Consider the following 26,596-nt stretch of genomic DNA (forward strand, 5'->3'; position numbering starts at 1 on the left):
AGATAATGGCGCAAATATAGGCTGTTTGCTGAGGGATCGTGTTATAGCGCTATGTTATAGTCTTTTATTACGAGACTGCTGATATTTTTCATGAATTTTCAATTAGTTTTAGAAAAATGCTCCAACGCCATCGGCTTTGGATTGGCCGTCTCCAAATATTTTGTCGAGCGCAGTCAAACCGATAGTCGAATTCATTGAACACGCTAACAGGCGCGTTGTCGCCGACTTGTCGGTCGGCTGATCCCAGCGCAATTCGCGACGCGCGCTTGCCGTTGCGGCGCAGGAACGGCCGGTCGCGACCGCCGCCGCCCCGTCGAAATAATCGCGACCCGATGCCCGCAAGGAGACGCTAACCGCCTAGGTAACGCTTGGCCGAGCAGCCCTCCTCCTCGGCCAGTTGCCTCCGTCCGTCCGACCCTGTATCCGGGCAAGAAGGCGAGGCGCGGACATGGCGGAAACCAAGATCGATGCTTCACTGGCGCTGCGCAGCGAGGGCCGCCTGCTTGTCGGCCGCGATCGCGTCAAGCTCCTGGAGGCGGTCGCGGCCCATGGCAGCATCACCAAGGCCGCCAAGGCCGCCGGCTTCAGCTACAAGGCGGCGTGGGACGCGGTGAACGCCATCAACAATCTGCTGCCGACGCCAGCCTTCGTCACCAAGGCGGGCGGGCGCAGCGGCGGCGGCGCCGAAGTGACCGAGGAGGGGCGCCGGCTGATCGCCACCTTCCACCGCCTCGAAGAAAAGCTGGCGCGCATATCGGAGACGATCGCCGAGGAAGGTCTCGCAGGCGCCGAGGATTTCCTGCTCTGGACCGCCGGCATGACGATTTCGGCGCGCAATGTTTTTCGCGCGGAAGTGATCCAGGTAAAGAAATGGCCGGTCGACGTCGAAGTGACGCTGCGCGTCTCCGAAAAGGATACGATCCTCGCGATCGTCACCAATGAATCGGCGGAGCAGCTGCATCTTTCGCCAGGACGCAAGGCGCTGGCGCTCATCAAGTCGTCCTTCGTCACTCTGGCGCTCGCGACCGACGCGACGCCGCTGCAGCGCAACTGTTTTCGCGGCGTCGTCAAGCAGCGGGTCGACGCCGAACGCAACAGCGAAATTCTGCTCGATATCGGCTTCGGAAAGACGATGACCGCGGTGATTCCGCGCCGCCTTGTTGAAGACATGGGATTGAAGGAAGGAGACGCCGCTCTGGCGACCTTCGATCCGGCCGACGTGATTTTGGCGGTTGAATAGCTCCCGTCCCAAGGCGTCGATCATTGCAGCGCAACTGGATATGGGCTCGAATCCGCACTAGTGTTGCGAGTCGTTTTGGCCGAAGCCGCATCTTAAGGAGCAAACCATGAAGCGAATTTATTTCGTTGCCGCCGCCGCATTATCTTTTTGCGCGATGAACGCCTTCGCTGAAACGAAGAAACCGACGTCGAAATGGACCTGTGAGGAATTCCTGGCGGTCGACGAGCAATTCCAGCCGAAGGTGATCTATTGGTCCTCGGCTCAGAGCAAAGCGGGCAAGCCGGCCGGATCGACCGTCGATATCGAAGGCGCCGAAAAAGTCGTTCCGATGATCATCGACGATTGCAAGAAGGCGCCGCAAGAGTCGTTCTGGAGCAAGCTCAAGGACGCTTGGAAAAAGGTCGAAGCCGACGCAAAATCGCTTGGCAAGAAACTGTGAAGATTTCGCCCCGAACCGGCATGGGAGGCTGAACGATGCTTGAACTGATCGCCGTCGTCCTCATCGTCATGTGGCTCTTCGGACTCGTCTCTTCCTATACGATGGGCGGCTTCATCCACATTCTTCTCGTCATCGCGATCATCGTCATACTTCTGCGCGTCATTCGGGGCCGCAGCGTGATTTAGCGCGTCGATCCGCCGCCCGGCGCCGGCAAGGTAACGTGCAGAAAATGCGACGGAAATCGGACTCGGCGCATTCGCTGCGTCATCGGCGTCTTGATGCAGGCGACGGTATCCATTATTGGCTCCTTCAAACGACGCGGCGCGCAGATTTTGAACCTTCGCGAAAGTTTGATGTTCGCGGGGGTTGGAGATAGTTTCGGTCGAGGCGGCTTGGGAGTCTCGTCTACATGTCGCATGAGGATTTTTCGAGAGATCGTTCGGCTCCGATGGGCTCCGATCGATCGTTCGGATTCGTGATCGCCGCGGCGATTGCGATCATCAGCCTACTGCCGGTTTGGCGCGGGGAGGCGCCGAATTTCTGGGGGCTCGCCGCGGCGCTCGGCTTCGCCGCCGCGGCGTTGATCGCGCCGGCGAGATTGCGGCCGCTCAACCGGCTGTGGTTCAAGCTTGGCTTGGCGCTGCACAAAATCACCAATCCGATCATCATGGGCTTTCTGTTCTTTGGCGTGATCCTGCCAATTGCGATGCTGTTCCGGGCGCTTCGCGCCGACCCGCTCAAGCTTTCGTTCGATAAGAACGCGAGTTCCTACTGGACCATGCGCGATACGCCCGGCGAGGCGAACGACATGAGCAAGCAGTTTTGAGGAGAGAGACAAATGAGTTTTCTGCTCGAGCTTTGGGACTATCTGAAAACCCGTAAGAAATATTGGATGGCGCCGGTGCTGGTGATCATGCTGCTGATCGGCGCGCTGATCGTTCTGCAAGGCACAGCGGTCGCTCCGTTCATCTACACGCTCTTCTAAATCGCGATGCGGATACTTGGCATCTCCGCCTTCTACCACGACAGCGCCGCCGCCGTGGTTGAGGATGGCGACATCATCGCCGCCGCTCAGGAAGAACGGTTTTCGCGCAAAAAGCACGATTCCCGCTTTCCGCGTCACGCGATCGATTATTGTCTTCAAGCGGCGCGCGCAACGCCTGGCGACATAGATTTCGTCGCCTTCTACGATAAGCCGTTCGTCAAATTCGAACGGCTGCTGGAAACCTATGTCGCCTTCGCGCCGCGCGGTTTCCAGTCGTTCAAGATGGCGCTGCCGCTGTGGCTGCGCGAAAAGCTTTTCCAAAAATCGCTGCTGCTGAAAGAGATGAAGGCCTATTCGGCGGATGTCGACTGGGCGGAAAGGCTGCTCTTCGCCGAACATCACTTCAGTCACGCCGCCAGCGCTTTCTATCCCTCTCCCTTCAAGGACGCGATCGTTCTGACGATGGATGGGGTCGGCGAATGGGCGACGACCTCGGTCGCCTTCGGCGCCGGCAATCAGCTGACGATGCAGCGCGAACTTCGCTTCCCGCATTCGCTGGGCCTGCTCTATTCGGCTTTCACCTATTATACCGGGTTCAAAGTGAACTCCGGCGAATACAAGCTGATGGGCCTCGCCCCTTACGGCGAACCGAAATACGCCGACCTGATCCTGGATCATCTCATCGACCTCAAGCGGGACGGCACCTTCCGGCTCGATCAGTCCTATTTCGACTATTGCACCGGATTGCGGATGACCAACGCCAAGTTCGACGCGCTTTTTGGCGGGCCGGCGCGCAAGCCGGAAGAGTTGTTGACGCAACGCCACATGGATATCGCCGCCTCGATACAGGCGGTCACCGAGGAGATCGTGCTCAGATTGACGCGCGACCTCGCCAAGGAGACCGGCGCCCGCAATCTATGCCTCGCCGGCGGCGTCGCGCTGAATTGCGTCGCGAACGGGAAACTGCTGCGCGACGGCAGCTTCGATCAAATCTGGATTCAGCCGGCGGCCGGCGACGCCGGCGGCGCGCTCGGCGCGGCGCTCGCCGCCTACTACGCCCACAAGAAAAATCCGCGCAGCGTCAACGGCGCCGGCGACGCCATGCGCGGCTCCTATCTCGGTCCTTCATTCTCACAAGCCGAAATCGAAAGCCGGCTGCAGGCCGTCGGCGCCAAATTCGAGACGATGGCGGAAGGCGAACTGATCGACGCGGCGGCGCGGGATCTCGCGGCCGAACGCGCCGTCGGTTGGTTCCAGGGCCGAATGGAATTCGGGCCGCGCGCGCTTGGCGGACGATCGATCCTCGGCGACCCGCGTTCGGAGACGATGCAGAAAACCCTCAATCTGAAAATCAAATATCGCGAGTCGTTTCGTCCCTTCGCGCCCTCGGTTCTGCGCGAGGATGTCGCCGACTGGTTCGAGCTCGACGGCGATTCCCCTTACATGCTGCTCGTCGCCGACGTCGCGGAGAAGCATCGTCTCGCAATGACCGCCGAGCAGCAGGCCCTGTTTGGCATCGACAAGCTGAATGTGCCGCGCAGCGCCATTCCCGCCGTGACTCACGTCGACTATTCGGCGCGAATCCAGACGGTGCATCAGGAGACCAACCCGCGCTATTACGCGCTGCTGTCGACATTCAAGCGCATGACCGCCTGTCCGGTGCTGGTCAATACCAGCTTCAATGTGCGCGGCGAACCGATCGTCTGCACGCCGGAAGACGCCTTCGGCTGTTTCATGGGCACGGAAATGGACGCTCTGGCGATCGGCGACTGTTATCTGCGCAAGGAAAATCAGGACGAGTCGCTTAAGCACGACTATAAAGAGAAGTTCGAGCTCGACTAGAGCCGGCTGGCGACGCGTCGGCGTCCTATATCTCAGCGATTGGTTTGGCTGCCTCGAGCGCTCGACGACAGAGCGCAAGAATTCGTCGCGTCTCCAAAAAGTCTAATTCACACAACAGGATGGATGGCGCCCCCCGGTTACGGCGAGCCCAATCAAATTATTCGTCGAAAAGCGACCCTCGAAAATTATCCGTTAAGCCTCGCCTTTCGACAAACTTTCCGCAGCCGGTTTACGAAGGCTGCTTTGGGGCGGCGCTGAAACCGCGATCTCGAAAACGGCGTCTCAAGCCGGCATCGGGACCGGCGGAGGATGCGTCGGTTTCATGCACAGCGGGACGCCGGCGAGGCGTCGAATTTTTGTTCTGTTATGGAGCGGCAAATGGATTTTGATCGGCTCAAACGGGATAGTCTTGTCCATAGCTTACGCGACGCTATGCCCCTCTCCGCCCGACCGCGGCCCGCGCTCCTCGCTTTTCTTCGCGCGCGCGGCATGATCGGGCGCGGCGCGCCGAAACTCGTGATCGTGGATATTTTCGACTCAGGCGCGCAGGATCTGATGTGCCGTTTCGTGATTGAAGGCGACGCGGAGACGAGCTTCGTCGCGTCGCTGGCGCAAATTGCGTTCGATCGCAGACATCCTCTCGTCCAAAGGCTTTCCGCGCGTCGGCGAAATGCGCCGCGCGCCCGCGCGCGCGCGAAGTGACCCATGAAGCGCGCCGCGAAAACGCCGAACCGATATTTTCGCACGGAGGCGTTCCGACGCCTTGAATTGCGTCACATTATTGGCCTGAGCGCGATTCCGCCTCGAAGCAAAACGATCTAAGTCGCGTCCACTCGCGCGACGCCGCCGACGAAGGCCGCCGTCAACATGCCCGGAGTCGAATGAGCGCGCGCGCATCCGCCCAGCCGATCCACGAGAATGAGGCCGCCCTGGCCGTTCACCTTGGCCACGAGATAGCGAATCGCCTCGCGCGCCGCCTCCTCAGCCTGCATGGCGCGAAACTCGACGAAGAAAGCGGCGGTCCGCGCCAGCGAGGTGCGGATGAAATCCTCGCCGACTCCCGTGCATGAGACGGCGCAACTGGCGTTGTCGGCGAATGTCCCGGCGCCGATGATCGGCGAATCGCCGACCCGGCCGCTGCGTTGATTGACCACTCCGCCGGTCGACGTCGCCGCCGCGAGATTGCCGTTTCGATCGCGCGCGACGGCGCCGACGGTGCCGAGTTTTCCATCGGCGGCGCCCGAACGATCGAGCGCGATCGCGCGCGCGCGCTTCGCTTTCGCCAACTCCGCGACTCGTTCTTGCGTCTTGAAATAATCCTCGCTTTCGAACTTCACATTCCGCGCGCGCGCGAAACGTTCCGCTCCCTCGCCGACGAGCAGCACATGGCCGCTTTCTTCCATGACCTCATAGGCAAGACGCGCCGGGTTCTTTACGCCGCACACCGCCGCGACCGCGCCAGCCTTTAGCGTGCGGCCGTCCATGACCGACGCGTCGCACAGAACTTCGCCTTCCGCGTTGAGCACCGAACCGCGAGCGGCGTTGAACAGAGGGTCGTCTTCAAGCAACGCAACGCAGTGGACCGCCACATCGAGCGCCGACGACCCCGCCGCCAGAAGGCGCGCGCCCGACTCGACAATCGTGCGCAGCGAGGGCGCGTAGCGTTGCGGATCGCGGATGGCGCCGGCGCCGCCGTGGATCATCAGCGAGTAGTCCATCGTGACCAACCTGCCGCTTGTCGCTATATTATCGCACGCCACGATATTCGGATGAACGCCATGCGCAATACATTGCTTGTTTCCTTGATCCTCGCCGCGCTCGCGGCGCCCGCGGCGTCGGAAACGTCGATCATCGGCCAGAGGGACGGCAAGGACATCGTCACCGTGCGCGTCGAGGAAGCGACGCGATCCAAACAGGCTCTGCCGTTCTTTCCTGGAATCTCCACAAAGACCGTCGGCTCAAAAGCTCTATCGTTGCTCAAAGTGGTGATTCCGCCAGGCGCAAAGGCGCAAGCTCACATCCATAAGGGTCACGAATCCGCGATCTATCTTTTGCAAGGCCGGGTCGAGACCCGCTACGGAGAACATCTCGAAAAGCGCATCGTGAACGTCGCTGGAGATTTCATCTATATTCCTGCGGACGTGCCTCATCAGCCGGTGAATCTGAGCGACAGCGAGCCGGCGATCGCGATCGTCGCCCGCACCGACGGGGACGAACAGGAGCATGTCATTCTCTATCCAGAAAAATAGCAGCACGCCGTCCAAAGCCATATTTTGGCGTCAAGTCATGAAGAGCCCGCTTTGATCAAGGCGCCGCGCGCTCCTCAAAAAGTTCAATGAAGCGCGGCGTCGTCGAACAGATGCCAGAGCGATTTTTGTAACTTTCGGCTGGTGATATGCGCCCCGGCGTCGCGGCGCTCCAACACAAGCTTCTTGTCGTGAAAATCCTCCATGCCAACGCGATGTCCGACGCTGATCACCGTCGCGCCCGCCAGATCTTCATTGAGGAGTCGCAGCATCGAAACCTGACTCTCTTCGTCGAGCGCGGAGGTCGCCTCGTCCATGATGATGATCTGCGGCCTCTGCAGCAGGAGACGAACGAAGGCGGTTCGCTGTCTCTCGCCGCCCGAGAGCCGCTGGTCCCAGCGCTGTTCTTCGTCGAGATGCCTGACAAGATGGCCCAACCCGCATCGCCGCATCGCGCCTTCGATCATCTCGTCGGTGATGTCCTTGTCTAAGATCGAATAGAGCATCGCCTGGCGCAGCGCGCCCAGCGGAATGTATGGCTTCTGCGGCACGAAGGCCATGCGCGCATTTTTCGGCAAGAGGATGCGGCCGGAGCCCCACGGCCATAGTCCGGCCAATGCGCGAACGAGCGTGCTCTTTCCAGCGCCGCTCGGACCGCCGACGAGCAGCCTCTCGCCTAAAGGAATGATGACATTCGCGTCGGCGATCACAACTCGTCCGTTGCGATGGGCGACGGCGAGTTCCTGAATGTGAATCGCGTCGTCGGCGCTGTCGCCGAACTCGATGAACGCCTTCTCCTCCATGATGACGCCGACATCGAGACTCTCCAAAGCCTCGGCGAGTTCGTCGACCCGATTGGCAGAGGCCATCCATTCCGCGACGCGCACGGAATTGTCGATGAACCAGTTGAAGGCCACCTGCACCAACATAAAGGCGGAGGCGAGCTGCATCACGGCGCCGAGGGTCAGCGCGCCCGAAAGATATTTCGGCGCCACCAGAACCAGCGGAATGAGGGGCGTCAGCGCGCCATTCGCGCTTTGCACGGTCGCGATCGCCCCATTGCGCCGTATCTGTCGAATCCAGGCGGCGACGACGCGCCGATAATTTTGCAGAATGGAGCTCAACTCATCGGCGTCGCCGCGAATGAGCGCGATGCTTTCCGCATTCTCCTTTAGCCGCGTCAATTCGGCGAGGAACTGCGCTTCAGCCTCATTCTTTTTTGCGACGGCCGGAACAAGCGGCCGGCCGACGAGATAAGCGACGACGCCCGCAATTGTCGCATAGGCCACCGCCGCGAAGCCAAGATAGCCGGACAAAACGAGCCGCACCCCAAACAGATTGAGCTCCAGGGCGCCGCCGACGGTCCACAACACCCCGATAAAGGTCGACGCCGTGGCCAGCGCGGTCAAAAGGCCGACGGCGAATTCGACCAAAGGGTCAACGGCCAGCTGAACGTCCTTGGCGATCCGATATTCCGGCGAGGTCTGTTCGGCCGCGGCGATTTCGAGACGATAATAACGCTGGTCCTCGAGCCACCAGCCGGCGAGCTTTTCCGTAAGCCATTCGCGCCAGCGCATTTGCAATGTCATGCGCGCAACGAGCGCGCCGCTGACAGCGAGACCGCTGAACGCGACGAGCGCGGGCAGTAAGGCGGTCGCCCAACCCAAAGATTCGACATTCTTGCTTTCGAGCGCGTCGAAAAATTTCCGGTTCCATTGATTGACGCTGAGCTGCGCCCCAAGCTGCAGCACGATGCAAAGCGCGACCAACCCCGTCAGGACCCACGCTCGCCGCTTGGTTTCGCCAGTCCAATATGCGAGCGCGAGCGCACAGAATTCCCGGCAACGCGCGCGATCGGACAGCTTGACCTTTGGAGTGAAAGCGCTCCGCCCTAAAGGATCGCTCACAATCGGATCGGCCCTCCGCTCGGGCGCAGCGGCGCGCGTGTCAGCTTAGTTCTCGCTGCATGCGCGCGTCGGGCGTTCCCGCGAAGGCTCTATATGGCGCGTTCAGGCGCTCCAGACCACCGCTTTGAGACGCGCTTTGGGGGCGGAGGGAGCGCGATCCTGCTAAGCTGCGCGAGACGCCTTGCGCTCGAAGAACAGCGCTTGGCTGATCGTCGCCTTGACCGTATCCACCTTATAGGGCTTGCTGATGAGAAAGGCAGGCTCGGGTCGTTCTCCGGTCAGCAGACGTTCCGGAAACGCAGTAATGAAAATGACCGGGGCGTCGAAACTTTCGAGCATTTCGTTGACGGCGTTCAGCCCTGAACTGCCGTCGGCGAGGTGAATGTCGGCGAGGATCAGCCCGGGGCGCTGGCGTTCGGCGAGCTCCACCGCCTCCCGATGCGTGCGCGCGACGCCGATCACCCGATGACCGAGATCGCGCGCGATGAATTCGATGTCCTGCGCAATCAGCGACTCGTCCTCGATAATCAATACATCCGTCGCGACGCGCTCGGCGATTTCATGGCCGGCGTCTCTCACGAGCGCTTCGACCTCTCCTTCGGTCACGCCCAATATTGCGGCAGTGTCCGCGACCGAGAAGCCCTCGACCGTACGCAGCAAAAAGGCCTGCCGCGAACGCGGCGTCAGCATGCTGATATTGCGCTGCGCCGCTGAAATTTCGTCGGTGGGCGACGTCTCGGTGTTGAGCCGGATCGACGACCAGGACAGCATGAACAGATGGTAAAGCCCGACTTTTGGCGGCATGTTGGTCGGAAAAGCGTCCGGGTCCGACACCAGCGCCTCGAGCGTCGCGACAACATAAGCGTCGCCGCTCTTTTGCGAGCCGCAAAGCGCCCTCGCGAACCGACGCAAGTAAGGCAAATGCACCGCGATTTCACGGGAAAGATTCATAGCTTCATCCTATTTGCGCCAGAAGGGACGGAATCATTTTCGCCCTGTCCCATCAGTCACGGCTCTGGTTGCTTGCGCTAACGGAACAATTAGTGCCGCCACGCGTTCCAGCAAGGGAAGTCGTCTGGTGCGACCGCGCCGAATTCGGGCGGCCAGTCTCGGGGGGCGTTCGGGGTCCGGAATGAGCCAACGCGAAAATCACGACAATGATGGCCCCGCCCGCGACACGGAATCGAATATTCATAGCGCTGCCGAACGCAGCAAGAATGAGGCGGACGGCGCCGACGGCGCCGCGCTCGATCCAAAAATTCAAGCCCAGCTCGGGCGCGTGTTTCGAGCCTATTGCGAAGATCTAATTCACCAACCGATTCCAGACAAATTTACGGTGCTGCTGGCCAAGCTGGAAGCCAAACAGCGCGAAAAGAAATGACCGAAGACTCCTTTGGAGATCAGATCGTGGCGCAGATGCCCTATCTACGCGCCTTCGCCATTTCGCTGTGCGGTTCGCATAGTCTTGCCGACGATCTGGTTCAGGACGCTTTGGTCAAGGCCTGGTCGCATGCCGACTCATTCCAGCCGAATACGAATCTGCGCGCCTGGCTCGTAACCATCCTGCGTAACACGTATTTTTCGAGTTATCGGAAGCGCTCGCGGGAAGTGCAGGACAGCGACAATGTCCTCGCCCAGCAGATTCCCGTGAAGGGCGGTCAGGAATCGGCGCTCACCATCGCCGATGTTCAGACGGCGTTGGACAAGCTCGCCCCGGAACACAAGGAAATCCTGCTGATGATCGGGATCGCCGAGCTTTCGTACGAGGAAGCCGCCGAGATTTGCGGCGTCGCCATCGGCACGGTCAAGAGCCGGTTGAATCGGGCGCGCGCCAAACTCGCAGAACATTTGGGCCTTCTGACGCCAAGCGACATCGATACCGAACCCACCGTCTCGGACCTCGCCGCGCGGAGACCGTCAGGGGCGATTTGACAGACCCTGGCTTGGCGAGGGTATGCGCCGGGAAGCATCTGCTCTATTTGAAGGTTCGCGCTTGGCAGCGCTCTCCCAGAAATCGGCGGCGTCAATGACGAAAGGCTGTGACGGAAAATATTCCCGGCCGCGTCGGTGGATGGCCAAGGCCGCGGCGGGTCTGCCGGCGTCGACGCGCGCCGTGGCCGCGACTTCGCTTTCGCTGTCCCTCATGTCGGAGGCCTTCGCGGCAGTCGACGAATCGCCAAATGCCGAGGTCTGGCTCGGCGTCGTCAGCGCGCTCTGCGCGGCGCTGGCTGTCGCCCTGTTGGCGATCTTCTGGCTGGTGAAGCAGCGCCGCGAGGCGCAAAAGGCGCAATTTGAATTGAGCGAATTGACCTGTGCAGTGGAAGCGCGCAACGACTCGCATTGGCGCGACACCGGAGTCGTCGCGGTCGACGCTATCGCGCACCGCATTCAGGACATCGACCAGCGCCTGCGCGAAAAGCGTAAAAGATTGTCGGAATTGAACGAGCTTCTGACGAAAAGCGCGACGACCGTCGACGGCGCGGAGGCCCATTTTCAACTTCGCGCGCTGCTCGACGCCGTCCCGCTTGGGATCCTCATTGCGGAATCGCCCAGCGGACGCATCATCGAGGGCAACAACCTCATCGAAACGATTCTGCTTCGTCCCGTGCGCTATTCACAGAGTACGGAAAGCTATCATCAATGGAACGCCGTCCATCAGAATGGCCGTCCGGTCACGAGCGAGGAATATCCGCTCGCGCGCGCGCTTGCCGGCGAAGATCATCCGCAACTCGAATGCAAGATCGAGCGCGGCGACGGCGCCTATGTCTGGATCAACATTGTCGGCGCGCCGATCCGTGACGAGCAGGGCGCAATCATTGGCGCGATCGTCGCCGTCACTGACGTCAACGATCTCAAAAATGCGGAAATTCAAAACCAGATGATGAACCGCGAATTGCATCATCGGGTGAATAATTCGCTCGCGATGATTCAGGGAATCGCCAACATCACGGCCCGCACGGCGCAGGACTTTTCAAGCTTCCAGGAAGGCTTCTCCCACCGCGTGCAATGCTTGAGCCGCATTTCCACGCTGCTCACGCAGACGTCGTGGGAGCGGACGCCGCTCAGAGACCTGATTCTCGTCGCGTTGTCCTGCGGCAGCCATGACTATGGCGACCGCATTTCGATATCGGGCGTAGACCTGGAATTGCGTTCAGCGGTCGCTTCGGCCCTAGGCTTGGCGCTCAACGAATTGCTCGCCAACGCCGAACAGCACGGCGCCTTGTCGGAAAGCGATGGCCGGGTCTCGATCGATTGGCGTATCGATCATGAAGGGGATCGGCCACGACTTATATTGAATTGGACCGAGGCGGGCGGGCCGATCGTCGAAAACCCGCAGCAGACCGGCGTCGGGCATTTCTTGATCACCAATGTGCTGGCGCGTCAGATGGGCGGCGACGTCACGCTCTCCTATCGCCCGGAGGGGCTGCAGGCGGAAATATCCGCGGAAATTTGAAGCGCCGCCAGCGCGGGGCGGGCCCGCGTCAGGCGGCTTCCTGCGGCGTTACCCGCAGAGCGGTGACGCGGTTCCTGATCTTGCGCATCACCTCGAACCGGAAGCCGTGATAGGTGAAGACCTGCCCGGCTTCAGGAATAGCTCCCGCCTCGTGGATCACGAGGCCAGCGATCGTGGTCGCTTCCTCATCGGGCAATTCCCAGTCCATCGCGCGGTTCAAGTCGCGCACCGGCACGGCGCCGTCGACCAGCACCGATCCGTCGGGCTGCGGGCGCACGCCCTGAACGGCAAGATCATGCTCGTCGCGAATGTCGCCGACGATTTCCTCAAGTATGTCTTCAAGCGTGACGAGACCCATCACCTCGCCATATTCATCGACGACCAGAGCGAAATGGGTCTTGCGCTTTAAGAAGGCTTCGAGCTGATCCTCGAGCGTCGTCGCCTCGGGCACGAACCAAGGCGCGAACATCACATCGTCGACGCTGATTTTCGAGGCGTCGCCGCCGGCGGCGTTCAACGCCCGCAGAATGTCCTTCGAATGAAGGACGCCGACGAAATTATCCGGTCGTTCGCGCCAGAGCGGCATGCGGGTGAAAGGCGAGGACAGCACTTCGCGCACGATTTGCGCCGGCGGCAAATCGGCGTCGATCGTGCGCATTTTGGTGCGGTGACTCATCACGTCCGAAACATGCAGCACCTGCAAATCGAGGACGCCGCCGAACATGTCGCGCGCCGAGCGTTCGACATTGCCTTCCTCATGCAAAATATCGACCGCGCTCTTCAATTCGTCATAAGGCGACAGCACGGTGCGGCCATGGCCGACTTCGACTCCGACCATCTTCAGCACGATCAGGACGACATATTCGACGCCGGCGAGGAGCGGTCCGACGATGCGCACGAAAGGCGCGATAAATTTGGCGACGCGCAGCGACGTCTCGTCGGGATGATTGATCGCCAGCGTCTTCGGCAAAACTTCCGCGAACACCAACAGCAGAACGGTCATGATGATCGTCGCGTAGATCGCGCCATTGTCCCCGGCGATCACGACGAGCACGCTCGTGGTGAAGGCGGAGCCGCCGATATTGACCAGCGTGCCGCCAAGCAGCAGCGCGGCGATCATTCGGTTGCGCTGGCGCAGCAGGCGGTTCACCGCGGCGGCGCGCTTGTCGCCCTCCTTTTCGAGAGAATGCATCCTCGCGTGCGAAGCGGCGGTGAGCGCCGTCTCCGATCCGGCGAAAAACGCCGACAGAAAGACGCAGATCGCGACGATGACAACCGCAGTCCAAACGTCGACCTGCGGCGCGCCGGTTTCGAGGCCATGCATGGGACTATGTCCGCTTCAACTCGTCCTTAAGGAAATCAAACGTCTCGGCGGCGTCGACGGATTTGGCGATGAACGCCTCGCCGATGGCGCGCAGTAGAACGAAGGTCAGAGCGCCGCGCTCGACCTTCTTGTCCTGATACATGGCGTCGAGAATTGCCTGCGCGTCGTCGCGCCAATCCGGAATGTCGCGGATTTTGGTCGGCAGGCCGACGGATTTGAGATGGCGTTCGAGCCGCTCCGCGACGGCGGCGGCGCAAAGGCCGCGGCGCGCCGAAAAACGCGCCGCGCATACCATCCCGATCGCGACGCCCTCGCCATGAACGAGGCGGTCGCTATCGTAATTGGTCAAGCGCTCGAATGCATGGCCGAAAGTGTGGCCGAGGTTGAGAAGCGCCCGTTCGCCCTGCTCGGTTTCGTCGCGCCCGACGATCGTCGCCTTCGTCTCGCAGCTCACCGCGATCGCACAGATCTGCTCCGCCTGACTGTGGAAAACGGCGTCGGAGTCGGCTTCGAGCCAGTCGAAGAAGCGGGCGTCGCCGATCAACCCGTATTTGACGATTTCGGCGTAGCCGGCGCGAAACTCGCGCGGCGGCAACGTCCGCAGCGTATCGACGTCGGCGAGAACCAGCGACGGCTGATGGAACGCGCCGATGAGATTCTTGCCATGCCGCGAATTGACCCCGGTCTTGCCGCCGACCGAAGAATCGACTTGCGACAGGAGCGTCGTCGGAATCTGCACGAAGCGCGAGCCGCGGCGCACGCTCGCGGCGACAAAGCCGGCGAGATCGCCGACGACGCCGCCGCCAAGCGCGACGATCAGATCGCGCCTCTCGATCCTGGCGGCCAGCACGTCGTCGCAGACTCGGCCAAAGACCGACAGCGATTTCGACGCCTCGCCCGGCGGAACGATGATGATCGTCGTCCGCAGACCGGCGTTCTTCAGGCTCTGTTCGACGATTGGAAGATGCAGTCTCGCGACATTCTCATCGGTGATGACGGCGCAAGCGGCGCTCGGCGCGATCTCGGCGATATGGTCGCCGGCGCGCTGCAGCAGGCCGTCGCCGATTATGATGTCGTAGGAGCGCCCGCCAAGGTCGACCCGCACGGTCTCCTGACGAGTGGCTTCTTCGCCTTCCGCGCGTGCGGGATAAAGATGAGTCATGGCCCTGGCGAAACCTTTGCTTTGCGCGCGCCGTCTGAGCTCTTCCAACCTCGGCAATTCGCCGGCGAGAAGGGCGAGCGTATCATCAGCCATCGCGTCCTGCGGAATTTCTCGCGACTCGACGCGAAGATCAGCCAATTCGTATAGAGGGCGCCGCGCCTCCATCAACTTGCGCAACGTTTCCTCCGGATCGTCGGTGTGCAGCAACGGCCGGTCATTCTTGCGGCGCACGCGCTTCAACAGGATTTTGAGATCGGCGTCGAGCCAAATCGAGACGCCCCGCTCGGCGATGCGGTCGCGGGTGCGCGGGTCGAGAAACGCGCCGCCGCCGGTCGCCAGCACGATCGGGCCGCTGTTCAACAGGCGCATGATCACGCGACGTTCGCCGTCGCGGAAATAACGCTCGCCATATTTGCCGAAAATCTCCGGAATGGACATGCCGGCTGCGGCGACGATTTCGGCGTCGGCGTCGACGAAGGGGAGGCCCAGTCGCGCAGCGAGCCTCTGACCGATGGCGCTCTTGCCGGAGCCCATCATGCCGACGAGCACGATCGCCCGACCGTCAAGCGCCGCGCGGACGGCCTGAACGCGCTCGTCAATCATGGGGAGCCGCCTGGAAGACGCCGGAGCATTGCAGTCGAGTCATTTGCTCTAAACTTAACCCGCGCTGCGCGAAATTTCATCCGCTCCGCCAAGCGCGCGCATGAGATAGACCGACATGAACGCCGGCAGCCGGGCGTCCGACAGCGCCTTCGGACTGGAAATCATGTGGGCGTCGGCGAGTTCGGGCTCGCGCTCGGTCGCAAGAAACGCCTTCACCTTGTCGGCGAGGGCCTGCGACGGGGCGTCAAAATCCAGTCTCTTGACGCAGGCGACGATCTGACGATCGAAAACGACCGTCCAGGTCGCCGCCGCGCGCGCCTCGGCCGCGTCGAGGCCGGTCTCTTCCGCGAGTTCGCGCGCCAGACTGCCGGCAAGGTCGACGCGGCCGTCGGCGACGATGTCGGACGGATCGGGCGTGCCGCAGGGAAAATAGAGCTGACCGGCATAGGAGTGGCTCGGCCCCATCTCGCCGAGGAGATAGGCGCCGTCGCGGGCGCGCACCGCCGGCATCGAAAAGCAGTTGTAAATGGATTTGTCCGGCCAGCCGAGATCGCGCCAAGCGAGGAAGCGCGAGAAGCGCGTCTTGAAGAGCGACATGCGCAGGATGCGCGCGCCGTCCTCGTCGGTTTCGCGCGAGGCACGACAGGCGAGCAGCACTAATCCATCATAGAGCGCCGGATTCGCGCGCCGGCGTTCCTCCCAGTGACGCTCGATCATGGCGGACCGCTCTTCCGCGAAGCTCCAATCGTGATCGACGAAGCGACACTCAAGCCGGTCGACCTCCAGGATTTCGACCGTCACAGGCGAACCGCTCCTCGACCGCTTCGGCGCCTGTTTGGGGAATGCATGTCGCGGCGCTTCGCTATGCCTGCATCCGCAGAAGCGCCGTGCTGTCGCGAAATTCGACGAGTTCGACGATCCGGCCGTCCTCGAAGCGCACGAAATCGGCGAGCTGAACCTGGCCGCGACGGCCAGTGCCGCGGTGGCGCCATTCGACGGTTCGACGCGTCGCCGCGTTGCCGCCATCGACGATGACCTCATCGGGCGTCGCATGTCCCAACTGTTCGAATTCCGTGCCGATGTCGCGCACGATGTTGATCAGCGCCTCAATGCCGCGATGTCGTCCGGCATAGGCGATCGTCGCCCGATCGCCAACGAATTCGCACACCACGTCGGGCGAACATATTTCTCGGAACAGCGTGATGTCGGGTCCGCAAGTGAAGCTGCTCATGGCGACCAACCGGCGCGCCATTTCGTCGCGCGGCAGACCGGAGCCGCGCGGATTGAGAATTTCGTCGAGACTTTGCGCCAGGCGATCCGCGCCGCGTGAAACGCAATGATGATCCCGGAACTCGTACATTTCCGAAACCAGTCCGTTACGCCACCGCAGAAAATGCGCCATGTCCATGCAATGGATCTGTCCTGTCGCGCGGTGACGCCAACTGCTCAGCCAACGCAACGCGGTCCTGTCGCCTTCGACCAGAACCGAAAGAATCTCCGCCTCTATCGGTTCATAGTCGACATCGACGCGACGCAAATGCGCACGCAGCGCATCCCGCCCGCGCCACTGTCCGGGAGGAACCAGGCCAAGCCGCGAGCAGCTGTAATTAAGTTCGACGTCTTCGACGAAGTGGCCGATCAAGGTCGGAACGTCATAAGTCATGCGGCTACGCACGATTTCATGCACGCGGCGACGCGTTTCGCTCTCGATAATTTGACTCGACCGCTCGCCCGGCCCCTGCATTCATCCCCCGCTACGGCGAAGCTTTCGTTGTTATGCAATCCGCTGCCGACATCGTTGGCGATTCATGCCAAATCACAGCGAGCGCTGCTTTTTTTGATTATTATGCGCTAATTGCGGTCCTTGTCGACCAACTTGTTTTTGCCGATCCAGGGCATCATGCCGCGGAGGCGAACGCCGACTTCTTCAATGGGATGCGCGTTGTTTCGCGCGCGGATCGCCTTGAAGGACGTCTGACCAACCCGGTTCTCCAGCATCCACTCGCGGGTGAATTTGCCGGTCTGAATATCGTCAAGCACACGCTTCATCTCGGCTTTGGTTTCCTTGGTGATGATTCGCGGACCGGTGACATATTCGCCATATTCGGCGGTGTTGGAGACCGAATAATTCATATTGGCGATGCCGCCCTCATAGATGAGATCGACGATCAGCTTCACTTCATGCAGACATTCGAAATAGGCCATTTCCGGCGCATAGCCGGCTTCGACCAGCGTTTCGAATCCGGCGCGGATCAGTTCGACGAGGCCGCCGCAAAGCACGACCTGCTCGCCGAAAAGATCGGTCTCGCATTCTTCCCGGAATGTCGTTTCGATAATGCCGGCGCGGCCGCCGCCGATCGCCGAAGCATAGGACAGCGCGATCTGCTTGGCGTTGCCGGAAGCGTCCTGATGCACCGCCATGAGGCAAGGCACGCCGCCGCCCTTGAGATATTCGCCGCGCACGGTGTGACCCGGTCCTTTGGGCGCGACCATGGCGACGTCGAGATCGGCCCGCGGCTCGATCAGATTGAAATGGATGTTGAGCCCATGTGCGAAGAATAGCGCCGTCCCCTGCTTGAGATTGGGAGCAAGCTCATTGGCGTAGATTTCGCCCTGAAGCTCGTCCGGGGTGAGCATCATGACGACATCCGCCCATTTGGCCGCGTCGGCGACGCTCATCACCTTGAGCCCGGCGCCTTCGGCCTTTTTGGCCGACGCCGAGCCGCCGCGCAGCGCCACCGCAACCTCGGCGACGCCGCTGTCCTTCAGATTGAGCGCATGCGCATGGCCTTGGCTGCCGTAGCCGACGATGGCGACTTTCTTGCCCTTGATCAAATTGATGTCGGCGTCCCGATCGTAATAAACGCGCATGTGCTTTGCTTCCCTTGATCTGCGTGCGCTCTTTAGGGGGAACGGCGCGCCCGGCGCCGTCGAATTCGTTGGCGGCTCCTTCTACGCGGGACGCCCTGGAAGGTCAAAATCCTCGCGCTTTAGATCGGCTCCGGCCCGCGCGCGATGGCGGCGACGCCGGTGCGGGACACTTCGACAAGGCCGATCGGGCGCATGAGATCGACAAATTCGTCGATCTTGTGGGGTTTGCCGGTCAGTTCGAAGATGAAGCTCTCGGTCGTGGCGTCGACGATGCGGGCCCGGAAGGCCTCGGCGAGCTGGAGAGCGAAAGTGCGATGCTCGCCCCTGCCCTTGACCTTGACCATGGCAAGCTCGCGTTCGAGCGAATGTTTCGACACGGTAAGGTCGGTCACCTGATGCACGGGGACGAGGCGCTCGAGCTGGTGATGGATCTGGTCGATCGTCTCTGGCGCGCCCGACGTCAGAATGGTGATGCGCGAGAGATGTTCGGCGTGCGCCACTTCGGCGACCGTAAGGCTCTCGATATTATAGCCGCGGCCGGAGAAGAGGCCGACGACGCGCGCCAGGACGCCCGGCTCATTGTCGACGAGCACGGAAAGCGTATGCGACTCCGCTTTAGAGCTCGTCGTCGCGGCGGCGTAGGGAGAAGGGGGAGAGGCAGGGGCGTTCATTTTTTTTCCTGGCGGTCGGCAGATCGGCAATCGGCAATCGGCTGCAGCTCATACGACTGCCGACTGCCGGAGCCCGACTGCCTAAACAAGCATTTTTCCCTTTTCATCGATCACCGAGCCGATTTCGATTCCGGCGTCGTCGGAGAGATCGGCGAGCAGCATGTCGTTATGCGCCTTGCCCGACGGGATCATCGGGAAGCAGTTTTCGACCTTGTCGACGACGCAGTCGAAAATCACCGGCCCGTCATAGTCGATCATTTCCATGATCGCGGCGTCGAGCGCCGCGGGATCGGCGCAGCGGATGCCCTTGGCGCCAAAGGCTTCGGCGAGCTTGACGAAATCGGGAAGCGCCTCTGAATAGCTGTGGGAATAGCGCCCGCCATGCAGCAGTTCCTGCCATTGGCGCACCATGCCCATATATTCATTGTTGAGGATGAAGATTTTCACCGGCAGGCGATATTGGATCGCCGTCGACATTTCCTGAATGCACATCAGGATCGAGGCTTCGCCGGCGATGTCGATCACCAACGAACCCGGATGCGCAAGCTGCACGCCGATCGCCGCCGGCAGGCCATAGCCCATGGTGCCGAGGCCGCCAGAGGTCATCCAGCGGTTCGGCTCTTCGAAATGATAATGCTGGGCCGCCCACATCTGATGCTGCCCGACCTCGGTGGTAATGTACACATCGCGGTCCTTGGTCAGCGCATAGAGCCGCTGCACGGCGTATTGCGGCTTGATCGCCGTTTCCGAATTGCGGAACGCGAGCGATTTTCTTGCGCGCCACTCGTCGATCTTCGCCCACCAATGATCGAGCGGCTGTTTCTCGGCGCTCATCGCCTCGGCGCGCCACAGGCGCACCATGGCTTCGAGCACATGGCCGCAATCGCCGACGATGGCGAGATCGACCTTGACGTTCTTGTTGATCGACGACCGATCGATGTCGATATGAATTTTCTTCGAGCCCGGCGAAAAGGCGTCGAGACGTCCGGTGATGCGGTCGTCGAAACGCGCCCCGACCGCGATCATCAGATCGCAGTCATGCATGGCGTGATTGGCTTCCCAGGTGCCATGCATGCCGAGCATGCCGAGCCAGTTCTCGCCGGACCCCGGATAGGCGCCGAGTCCCATCAGCGTCGAGGTGATCGGAAAACCCGTCAGACCGACGAGTTCCCGCAACAGGGTCGAGGCCGCTGGTCCGGAATTGATGACGCCGCCGCCCGTATAAAAGATCGGACGCTCGGCCGCCGCCATCATCCGCACCGCCTGCTGGATCGTCGCCATGTCGGCGTCGAGCTTTGGATGATAGGTCTTGTGCGCGGCGCTGCGCGGCGGCGCGTAAACGCCGCGCGCAAACTGCACGTCCTTGGGGATGTCGACGACCACCGGGCCTGGCCGGCCGGACGAAGCCACATAGAAGGCTTCATGCAGCACGCGCGGCAGATCGGCGATGTTCTTGACGAGATAATTGTGCTTCGTGCAGTGGCGGGTGATGCCGACCGTGTCGCATTCCTGAAAGGCGTCGGAGCCGATGAGATGCGTCGGCACCTGGCCGGTGAGGCAGACGACCGGGATCGAATCCATCAGCGCGTCGGTCAGGCCGGTCACCGTATTGGTCGCGCCCGGTCCCGAGGTGACGAGCAGCACCCCGACCTTGCCCGAGGAGCGCGCATAGCCCTCGGCGGCATGCGCCGCGCCCTGCTCATGGCGCACGAGAATATGCTGCACCTTGTCCTGGTGGAACAGCACGTCATAGATCGGAAGGACGGCGCCGCCGGGATAGCCGAAAATAATCTCCACGCCCTGGTCCTTCAGGGCTTCGACCACCATTTCGGCGCCGGTCATTTCCTTCGACATCATCTCTTTCCGTCTTGCTGCTCGCGGCGGGCGATTAGGATTTTCGTGTTTCGGGCAACAAAAAAGGCCCTCTCGGGGCCTTGGGTCAAGCGCCTTTGGCGGAAGGCCGGGCCTAGCCCCGCTCCGCTCCTGGCGCCTCAGATACGAGAATTGCGCGCATATGCGTTCCGCTGTTTCGATCGTCGGCGACGTTACGGGAGGCGCGGCGGAGAATCAAGGGCCTGAGAGCGTCGGCTTGCAGTCTTCTTGCCGAAAGCTCGACTCGCGCGCGACCGCGGCCGAGCCCTTCTCACGCGCCTTCCGCGGCGAGGGCCCGCTTCACCCCCTCGTCCGCCGCCATCATCTCGTGATGTTTGCGGACGCTCGGATATTTCGACATCCCGTCCTCCAGCATCGACGCCGCCCAGCGCTCCATTGGAAACACATAGGCGTCGAGATAGCTCAGCCTGTCGCCCACCATGTAGCGGCGCCCCGCAAAATGCGCGTCGAGAATGTCCAACTTCCTGCGCACCAGCGCCCTGCTGGCTTCTCGAACCTCGTCCAACGCCTCCTTCGTTCGGGCGCGCGTATAGCGATTGGGCGAGAACAGCGGAAAAAAGGCAGGGTGGAGATCGCCGGTGATAAAGGAAGACCAGCGGTCCGCCTCGGCCTCTTCGCGCGGCGAACCGTCCGCCGCGATCCCCGCCTGCGGGAAGCGGCGCGCGAGGTAGCGCAACACGGCTGCGGCCTGGGTCAGGATCCAGCCTTCGCCGGTATCGAGCGCCGGCACCGCGCCCGCCGGATTGATCTTCAAATATTCCTTGTCGCCGAACTCGACCGCCTCGGCCTCGTAAGGCTCGCCGATCCATTCGAGAAGAATATGCGGCGCGAGCGAACAGGCGCCCGGGTGATAATAGAGCTTGACCATGTGAGCCTCCGGCAGAACGATGTCGCTCATAGAATAGGGCGGCCGGCCGCGGAGGCTGCGGCTATGGCTCGCCGCAGTCGAGAATCCAGGTCTTGTCGCAAAGGGCGACATAGAGGCGCTCCTGGCCGAGCGCCGCGCCGAGTTCGCCGGCGAGTTCGTTAAGCATCGCCTCGATTTCCGCATCGGGCAGATCGCCGAGATAGGCGTGCACGGCCTCGCCGGTGAAAATCGCGACCGGCTCGCGGTCCGACCCGACCGAGCCGTCTTCCTTGCGCCAGGCGTAGGTCACCTCGCCGCGGGTGAACATGCCGGAGAGCGCGGGCCGCCCTGCCTCGACGCGACGGCGCATCCAGGCGCGCGCGCAGCGCACCGCCTCTGAGACGTCATAGACCCGCCCTTCCGCCTCCCAGCCCTCGCGCAGGCCGACGGTGATGCGGAAATCCCGCCGCGGCCCGCGCGAGCCGTCAACGAGGCGATAAATGGGCTTGGTCATGCCGATCCGCCCCTCGCCGTCGGCGCTCCTTGCGCCCTATTGCGCCGCGACCGGCGTGTGTCGCGTCTCGTCGCCGCGGCCGGCGAGCAACCCTTCGATGGAATTGTCCTCGTCGAGTTCGTCGGTAAAGCGGGCGACGACAATCTCGCGATCGCCGGCGAACTCAAGAAGCTCCCGCGCACGAGCGCCCGTCCGGTCGCGAACCGAGGCGATGAGGACCGAGGTGTCAGCCAGGATCATGCCGAACCGGGCTCAGCGCTTTGGGATCGTACCCTTCGTAAAACTCAACCTTCCCGACAAGATCGAGCAGCGCCGCATTCTTGCGACGTATAGCGAGAGCGCCTTTGAGAATGCGCTCGACGGCCGCGCGGTCGTCCGTCTCACCGGTCACGGCGCGGGCGGCGTCGACGAGAGCGTCCTCGATTTCCAATGTCTTGGTCATATCGCCCAAAATACAACCCGGCGACATAAGTGTCGATGGCGACGAACGGCGCCCTCACCCCTCCAGCAGCCTTCTCGCGATCACCTGCGCCTGAATCTCCGCCGCGCCCTCGAAAATGTTGAGGATGCGGGCGTCGCACAGCACCCGCGACACCGGATATTCGAGCGCGAAGCCATTGCCGCCATGAATCTGCAGGGCGTTGTCCGCCGCCGCCCAGGCGACGCGTGCGCCGAGGAGTTTCGCCATGCCGGCCTCTAAATCGCAGCGCTTACCCTCGTCCTTCTCGCGCGCGGCGAAATAGGTGATTTGGCGGGCGATATGAATCTCCACCGCCATCGACACGATTTTGTTGAAGACGCGCGGGAAGGAAAACAGCGGCTTGCCGAACTGAATGCGCTCCTTGGCGTATTTCAGCCCGAGGTCGAGCGCGCATTGGGCGACGCCGAGCGCCCGCGCCGCCGTCTGGATGCGCGCCGATTCAAAGGTCTCCATGAGCTGCTTGAAGCCCTTGCCCTCCTCGCCGCCGAGAAGATTTTCGGCCGGCACTTCGAAATTGTCGAAGCCGATCTCGAATTCCTTCATGCCGCGATAGCCGAGCACTTCGATCTCGCCGCCGGTCATGCCCTTGGCGGGGAACGGCTCCTCATCGGTGCCGCGCGGCTTCTCGGCGAGCAGCATGGAGAGTCCCTTGTAGCCCTTCTCATTGGGGTTAGTGCGCACCAGCAGCGTCATCACATCGGCGCGCACCGGATGGGTGATCCAGGTCTTATTGCCGAAGACCTTGTAGACGCCGCCCTCCAGCGTCGCGCGGGTGCGCAGGCCGGCAAGATCCGAGCCATTGTTGGGCTCGGTGAAGACCGCGGTGGGCAGGATTTCGCCCGAGGCGATTTTGGGCAGATATTTCTCCTTCTGCGCCGGCGTGCCGCCGACGAGGATCAATTCGCCGGCGATTTCGGAACGCGTGCCGAGCGAGCCGACGCCGATATAGGCGCGCGACAATTCCTCGGAGACGACGCACATGGCGATCTTGCCCATGCCCGAGCCGCCGAATTCCTCCGGGATCGTCAGGCCGAAGACGCCGAGTTCGGCGAGGCCGGAGATGACGCTGAGCGGGATATATTCATTCTTGGCGTGCCAGTCCTGCGCATAGGGCGTGACATTGTCGAAGGCGAATTTGCGCATCTCGCTGCGGATCGCCTCGAGCGTCTCGTCGAGGCCGGAGGCGCCGATGGTCTCGGCCGCGGCGTGGTGATCGATGAGTTCGCCGAGGCGGGCGCGGTTCGCCGGCGTATTGCCGGAAAGGATCAGCCGGTCGACGCAGGCGGGACGACGCTCCGCGACCTGCTGGCTCGAAAGCCCGAAATCCGAGAGCCGGACGATTTCGCCCTGGCTCATTGGAATGCCGCCGTAGACCTGCGCGAGGAATTCGGCGAAGCCGATCTGGTTCAAAAGCTCCTCGGTCTCGCCATAGGCGCCCTCGGCGGAGAGGCGCTCGGCGTAATCGATGAGTTCGCGCAGCCCCTGGACATAGGTCGCGAGCCAGGCGAGGCCGTGGGCGGCGTGCTGGTCGGCCTCGAAGAGATCATTGGCGATCTTGCCGTCGCGGGAGACGCGGGCGCGCACGCTGGCGAGCGCTTCCCTGTAAAGCGCCTCCACGGCGGCGAGCGCCTCCTTGGCGTCGCTGGTCCAATCGGCGGCTGCAAGTTTCGTCGCGACGGCTGCGGTCATTTTTCTTTCCGGGGGTGAAGGGGCGCCCCTTTGGGCGCAGGATAAATTCGCGCCCTACATGCCGCCATTTCGCCCGCCACGCAACCGGACGCGGAGCGGGGTAGCATCTCCGTTTGCGTTCCGGCTTTAGGCGGAAAGCGGAAACTGTCACTCGGCGGGCGGGACAGCCGCTTCGCGCCGATTCTGTTGAAAAAGTCGGAAGAGTGGGACCCGTTAGAATCGACGCGAAGCACGTTTTCAATCGTGCGATCGCCACTCAATGTCATCGTGAACGATCAGCGGAAACCCGTCGTTCAGTTGATGGCTTAGCACGTAGGCCCCCGGCTCCTTTTTTTATCCGCGCACCAGCGGCTTCGAGAAATTTACTGCAGCCTCCCGAAAGCACTTTTTCAACAATATCCGCCAATTCCAGACATTCGCGAGAAGCCCGCGCGCCGCCATGCGGCGCATCGGAGCAGCTAAACAGCCAGACGGACTTTCCAACAACCCGCAACCTTCCGGCCCCCCCCTTAGGCTGCGAGTTCCGTCATCGAGCCGCCGCAAAAATCCGTTGGATCGTCGTTTGCAGGAGGCTCACCCATGCTTTGGTCATGTTTGGCGATCTGCAATCCTCCTCCAAAGCCCAAGCTGATATGGTTTCAGCTCCGCGACGCGGACTTGCCTGGCGTGCGACTTCGCTCGCCGCCGAGTTGATCTCACGCATGGTCTCCGAGGGACGGTTGCGCGTTGGCGGAGGCGACTTGACGGCAAGACCGGCCGGGAGCCCGCCTTTAAAAACGAAGCGTCGACGCGCCTCGTGGTAAGCAGGATCGGGACCATGGAAATTGGCCCACATCCTCTCGAGCTCCTCCGCGCGATAATGCGCCAGCGGCTTGGCGGAGTCGTCTTCCAATCGCCGATTGAATTTCTCGAGGATGCGGGACTTGTATTCCGGGGCATTCGCGAGCCTTATTGCATGCAGCTTCAGCTCTTCTTCAAAGCTCTCGACATTTTCTCCAAAGACATCGTCGACAAAACCAATCTCTAAAGCCGTTCGTGCGCCAAGGGGCTGGCAGTTTTGGGTGAGTTCGAGCGCTTTCGCCTGTCCGACGCGCTTTGGAAGCAAATAGGTCCAATATTCCGAACCATAGAGTTCCCCCATGCCGCGGTAGTGAGGATTCAGAACAACATTCGGGCGAGCAAAAACCTGATCGGCCGCCAACGCAAGCATCGCTCCGCCCGCTCCGGCATTGCCGCGAATTCCCGCAATCACGATATGCGACATCGTGTTGATGATTTCGTGGACCAAGTCGTCCATGGCGTTTATGTTCCGCCAGGACTCCTCGGCTGGATCAGCGCTCGCCTCGATCACGTTCAAATGGATGCCATTCGACCAGAAATCGCGACCGCCGAGCAGCACGATGACTCTGGTCGGGCGTGACCGGGCGTATATGAAAGCATCGCGCAGACGCTGACACTGCGTCGTGCTCATCGCGCCATTGTAGAAATCGAACGAAAGATAACCGACCTTATCCTCTTCGCGATAGACGATTTCTCGGAAGGTGCGATGATCGACCGGCGCATCGATCGGCAGCGGCTTTTCGGGCACGCCATGAAGCAAAGGGCCCAATACATGGGTTGCCGGCAGTTTTACGCCAGCGACGGGGCAGAGGTCTTCGGCGCATAGTCCGCAGCCAGCCCCTGTCCGAGCGATGCTGCAGATTTCCCTATGTTCGTTCGGGTCGTTCTTGGCCTTCAGATGGGAAATCCACACAGCGCCATCAATGGCGCCGACACAGATCGCGCCATCGCGCCGCGCAAGGATGTGGCCGGGCGATCCTCGAAGGCGATCCTCTTCATGTGCGCCATAAAGGAAGCAGTCCATGCCGAGCAGCACGCTCAGGACGCCGGGCGCGCTGTCGGCCGCGCGCACTTTCCTTATGATTGTGGCGGTCGAGTCCCGCGTCCAATCAATGGCGCGGTCGGCTTGCTTCATCGGCGGACGAAGGCGGCCTCGCGCGTATGACATGGCCTCGGACAGAGGCTCCGGCCGCCAGCCGCCGGACTGAGCTTCGCCCGTCTCGATCCGCTTGATCGCTTCAAGCACCCCGGACAAGGCGGCGTCGGTGACCGGGCCGCGATATAGGCCGCTCTTCGTCGGCGGATCGGCATCGAGAGCGAATTCGTAAGACGCCCAGATCGGGCCGGCGTCGAAATCCTCAGCGGCCTCCAGGATGGTGACGCCCCACGCCCTTTCGTCGTTGCTGATGGCCCAATCCAGCGACGATGGTCCTCGATCTCCTTTGACGCCCGGATGCACAATGAGACATCTTGTGCGGCTGCAAACTTCGGTCGGAATGGCGATCTTCAGCATAGGCGCGATAATCAGATTCGGCGCGTGCCGCTCGGCGGCTTCGATCATCTCCGCGCCATTGGCGACAACGCTGAC

Annotated in this window: 27 protein-coding genes; 11 read left to right on the forward strand and 16 right to left on the reverse strand. The window is 61.8% G+C overall.

The window, feature by feature from the left end; all coding sequences use genetic code 11:
• Window positions 1–448 precede the first annotated feature (448 nt).
• From U1E20_RS09245 to U1E20_RS09275, 7 genes are all read left to right on the forward strand, one after another.
• On the forward strand, window positions 449–1,240 hold the full coding sequence (locus U1E20_RS09245) for a TOBE domain-containing protein (protein ID WP_409980297.1): 792 nt from the start codon (window positions 449–451) through the stop codon (window positions 1,238–1,240).
• A 106-nt stretch (window positions 1,241–1,346) separates the two neighbouring features.
• On the forward strand, window positions 1,347–1,679 hold the full coding sequence (gene hdeA, locus U1E20_RS09250) for an acid-activated periplasmic chaperone HdeA (RefSeq protein ID WP_409980298.1): 333 nt from the start codon (window positions 1,347–1,349) through the stop codon (window positions 1,677–1,679).
• 35 nt (window positions 1,680–1,714) lie between these two features.
• The gene (locus U1E20_RS09255; protein ID WP_409980299.1) at window positions 1,715–1,864 is read left to right on the forward strand and encodes a lmo0937 family membrane protein; all 150 of its coding nucleotides are present in this window, start codon (window positions 1,715–1,717) and stop codon (window positions 1,862–1,864) included.
• A gap of 224 nt (window positions 1,865–2,088) precedes the next feature.
• Window positions 2,089–2,505 (forward strand): SxtJ family membrane protein, encoded by a 417-nt coding sequence (locus U1E20_RS09260; RefSeq protein WP_409980300.1) that lies wholly within the window; start codon window positions 2,089–2,091, stop codon window positions 2,503–2,505.
• A gap of 12 nt (window positions 2,506–2,517) precedes the next feature.
• Window positions 2,518–2,664, forward strand: coding sequence for a DUF5989 family protein (locus U1E20_RS09265; RefSeq protein ID WP_409980301.1), 147 nt, complete (start codon window positions 2,518–2,520; stop codon window positions 2,662–2,664).
• Between the two features lie 6 nt (window positions 2,665–2,670).
• Window positions 2,671–4,506, forward strand: coding sequence for a carbamoyltransferase (locus U1E20_RS09270; RefSeq protein ID WP_409980302.1), 1,836 nt, complete (start codon window positions 2,671–2,673; stop codon window positions 4,504–4,506).
• 432 nt (window positions 4,507–4,938) lie between these two features.
• Window positions 4,939–5,208, forward strand: coding sequence for a hypothetical protein (locus U1E20_RS09275; RefSeq protein WP_409980303.1), 270 nt, complete (start codon window positions 4,939–4,941; stop codon window positions 5,206–5,208).
• 116 nt (window positions 5,209–5,324) lie between these two features.
• Here the strand turns inward: U1E20_RS09275 and U1E20_RS09280 are convergent, their stop codons facing one another.
• Window positions 5,325–6,224, reverse strand: coding sequence for an isoaspartyl peptidase/L-asparaginase family protein (locus U1E20_RS09280; protein ID WP_409980304.1), 900 nt, complete (start codon window positions 6,222–6,224; stop codon window positions 5,325–5,327).
• 51 nt (window positions 6,225–6,275) lie between these two features.
• Between U1E20_RS09280 and U1E20_RS09285 the strand changes: the two genes are divergently transcribed.
• Window positions 6,276–6,755, forward strand: a complete 480-nt coding sequence (locus tag U1E20_RS09285; RefSeq protein ID WP_409980305.1) for a cupin domain-containing protein — start codon at window positions 6,276–6,278, stop codon at window positions 6,753–6,755.
• Between the two features lie 83 nt (window positions 6,756–6,838).
• On the opposite strand, the gene U1E20_RS09290 is transcribed toward U1E20_RS09285, so the two are convergent.
• Together U1E20_RS09290 and U1E20_RS09295 are read right to left on the reverse strand one after the other, a co-directional pair.
• Entirely contained in the window at window positions 6,839–8,659 is a 1,821-nt protein-coding gene (locus U1E20_RS09290) for an ABC transporter ATP-binding protein/permease (protein ID WP_409980306.1), read from the reverse strand.
• Window positions 8,660–8,821: 162 nt separating this feature from the next.
• Window positions 8,822–9,610, reverse strand: a complete 789-nt coding sequence (locus U1E20_RS09295; RefSeq protein ID WP_409980307.1) for a response regulator — start codon at window positions 9,608–9,610, stop codon at window positions 8,822–8,824.
• Between the two features lie 181 nt (window positions 9,611–9,791).
• On the opposite strand from U1E20_RS09295, the gene U1E20_RS09300 reads away from it, so the two are divergent.
• The 3 genes from U1E20_RS09300 (at window position 9,792) to U1E20_RS09310 (ending at window position 12,113) form a co-directional block, all read left to right on the forward strand.
• The gene (locus U1E20_RS09300; RefSeq protein ID WP_409980308.1) at window positions 9,792–10,040 is read left to right on the forward strand and encodes a NepR family anti-sigma factor; all 249 of its coding nucleotides are present in this window, start codon (window positions 9,792–9,794) and stop codon (window positions 10,038–10,040) included.
• A complete protein-coding gene (locus U1E20_RS09305) occupies window positions 10,037–10,591 on the forward strand; it encodes a sigma-70 family RNA polymerase sigma factor (protein WP_409980309.1) in 555 nt (184 codons plus the stop codon). Before U1E20_RS09300 ends, U1E20_RS09305 begins: the two co-directional genes overlap by 4 nt.
• A gap of 94 nt (window positions 10,592–10,685) precedes the next feature.
• Entirely contained in the window at window positions 10,686–12,113 is a 1,428-nt protein-coding gene (locus tag U1E20_RS09310) for an HWE histidine kinase domain-containing protein (protein ID WP_409980310.1), read from the forward strand.
• A gap of 28 nt (window positions 12,114–12,141) precedes the next feature.
• Here U1E20_RS09310 and U1E20_RS09315 read toward each other — a convergent pair whose 3' ends face one another.
• From U1E20_RS09315 to U1E20_RS09375, 13 genes are all read right to left on the reverse strand, one after another.
• Entirely contained in the window at window positions 12,142–13,437 is a 1,296-nt protein-coding gene (locus U1E20_RS09315) for an HlyC/CorC family transporter (protein WP_409980311.1), read from the reverse strand.
• A 4-nt stretch (window positions 13,438–13,441) separates the two neighbouring features.
• Window positions 13,442–15,202, reverse strand: a complete 1,761-nt coding sequence (gene aroB / locus U1E20_RS09320; protein WP_409980312.1) for a 3-dehydroquinate synthase — start codon at window positions 15,200–15,202, stop codon at window positions 13,442–13,444.
• Window positions 15,203–15,256: 54 nt separating this feature from the next.
• Window positions 15,257–16,003, reverse strand: a complete 747-nt coding sequence (locus tag U1E20_RS09325; RefSeq protein WP_409980313.1) for an NUDIX hydrolase — start codon at window positions 16,001–16,003, stop codon at window positions 15,257–15,259.
• Window positions 16,004–16,064: 61 nt separating this feature from the next.
• Complete coding sequence (locus tag U1E20_RS09330; protein WP_409980314.1) at window positions 16,065–16,889, reverse strand: nuclear transport factor 2 family protein; 825 nt, start codon at window positions 16,887–16,889, stop codon at window positions 16,065–16,067.
• A gap of 164 nt (window positions 16,890–17,053) precedes the next feature.
• Window positions 17,054–18,073, reverse strand: a complete 1,020-nt coding sequence (gene ilvC / locus U1E20_RS09335) for a ketol-acid reductoisomerase (RefSeq protein ID WP_409980315.1) — start codon at window positions 18,071–18,073, stop codon at window positions 17,054–17,056.
• Between the two features lie 119 nt (window positions 18,074–18,192).
• Window positions 18,193–18,744 carry an acetolactate synthase small subunit gene (gene ilvN / locus U1E20_RS09340; protein WP_409980316.1) on the reverse strand — a complete coding sequence of 184 codons (552 nt, stop codon included), beginning with the start codon at window positions 18,742–18,744 and terminating at the stop codon, window positions 18,193–18,195.
• 81 nt (window positions 18,745–18,825) lie between these two features.
• Window positions 18,826–20,598 carry an acetolactate synthase 3 large subunit gene (locus U1E20_RS09345; protein WP_409980377.1) on the reverse strand — a complete coding sequence of 591 codons (1,773 nt, stop codon included), beginning with the start codon at window positions 20,596–20,598 and terminating at the stop codon, window positions 18,826–18,828.
• Window positions 20,599–20,887: 289 nt separating this feature from the next.
• Window positions 20,888–21,535: a glutathione S-transferase family protein gene (locus tag U1E20_RS09350; protein WP_409980317.1), complete on the reverse strand. Its 648-nt coding sequence runs from the start codon at window positions 21,533–21,535 to the stop codon at window positions 20,888–20,890.
• A gap of 31 nt (window positions 21,536–21,566) precedes the next feature.
• Window positions 21,567–21,998, reverse strand: a complete 432-nt coding sequence (locus U1E20_RS09355; protein ID WP_409980318.1) for a hypothetical protein — start codon at window positions 21,996–21,998, stop codon at window positions 21,567–21,569.
• A gap of 36 nt (window positions 21,999–22,034) precedes the next feature.
• Window positions 22,035–22,238, reverse strand: coding sequence for a hypothetical protein (locus tag U1E20_RS09360; protein ID WP_409980319.1), 204 nt, complete (start codon window positions 22,236–22,238; stop codon window positions 22,035–22,037).
• The gene (locus U1E20_RS09365) at window positions 22,225–22,440 is read right to left on the reverse strand and encodes a hypothetical protein (RefSeq protein WP_409980320.1); all 216 of its coding nucleotides are present in this window, start codon (window positions 22,438–22,440) and stop codon (window positions 22,225–22,227) included. The genes U1E20_RS09360 and U1E20_RS09365 overlap by 14 nt, the downstream gene beginning before the upstream one ends.
• Before the next feature lie 54 nt (window positions 22,441–22,494).
• Complete coding sequence (locus tag U1E20_RS09370; RefSeq protein WP_409980321.1) at window positions 22,495–24,168, reverse strand: acyl-CoA dehydrogenase family protein; 1,674 nt, start codon at window positions 24,166–24,168, stop codon at window positions 22,495–22,497.
• A 526-nt stretch (window positions 24,169–24,694) separates the two neighbouring features.
• Window positions 24,695–26,569: an enoyl-CoA hydratase-related protein gene (locus U1E20_RS09375; RefSeq protein ID WP_409980378.1), complete on the reverse strand. Its 1,875-nt coding sequence runs from the start codon at window positions 26,567–26,569 to the stop codon at window positions 24,695–24,697.
• Between the last annotated feature and the right edge of the window lie 27 nt (window positions 26,570–26,596).

Source organism: Methylocystis sp. (assembly GCF_046349115.1).
GTDB lineage: Bacteria > Pseudomonadota > Alphaproteobacteria > Rhizobiales > Beijerinckiaceae > Methylocystis.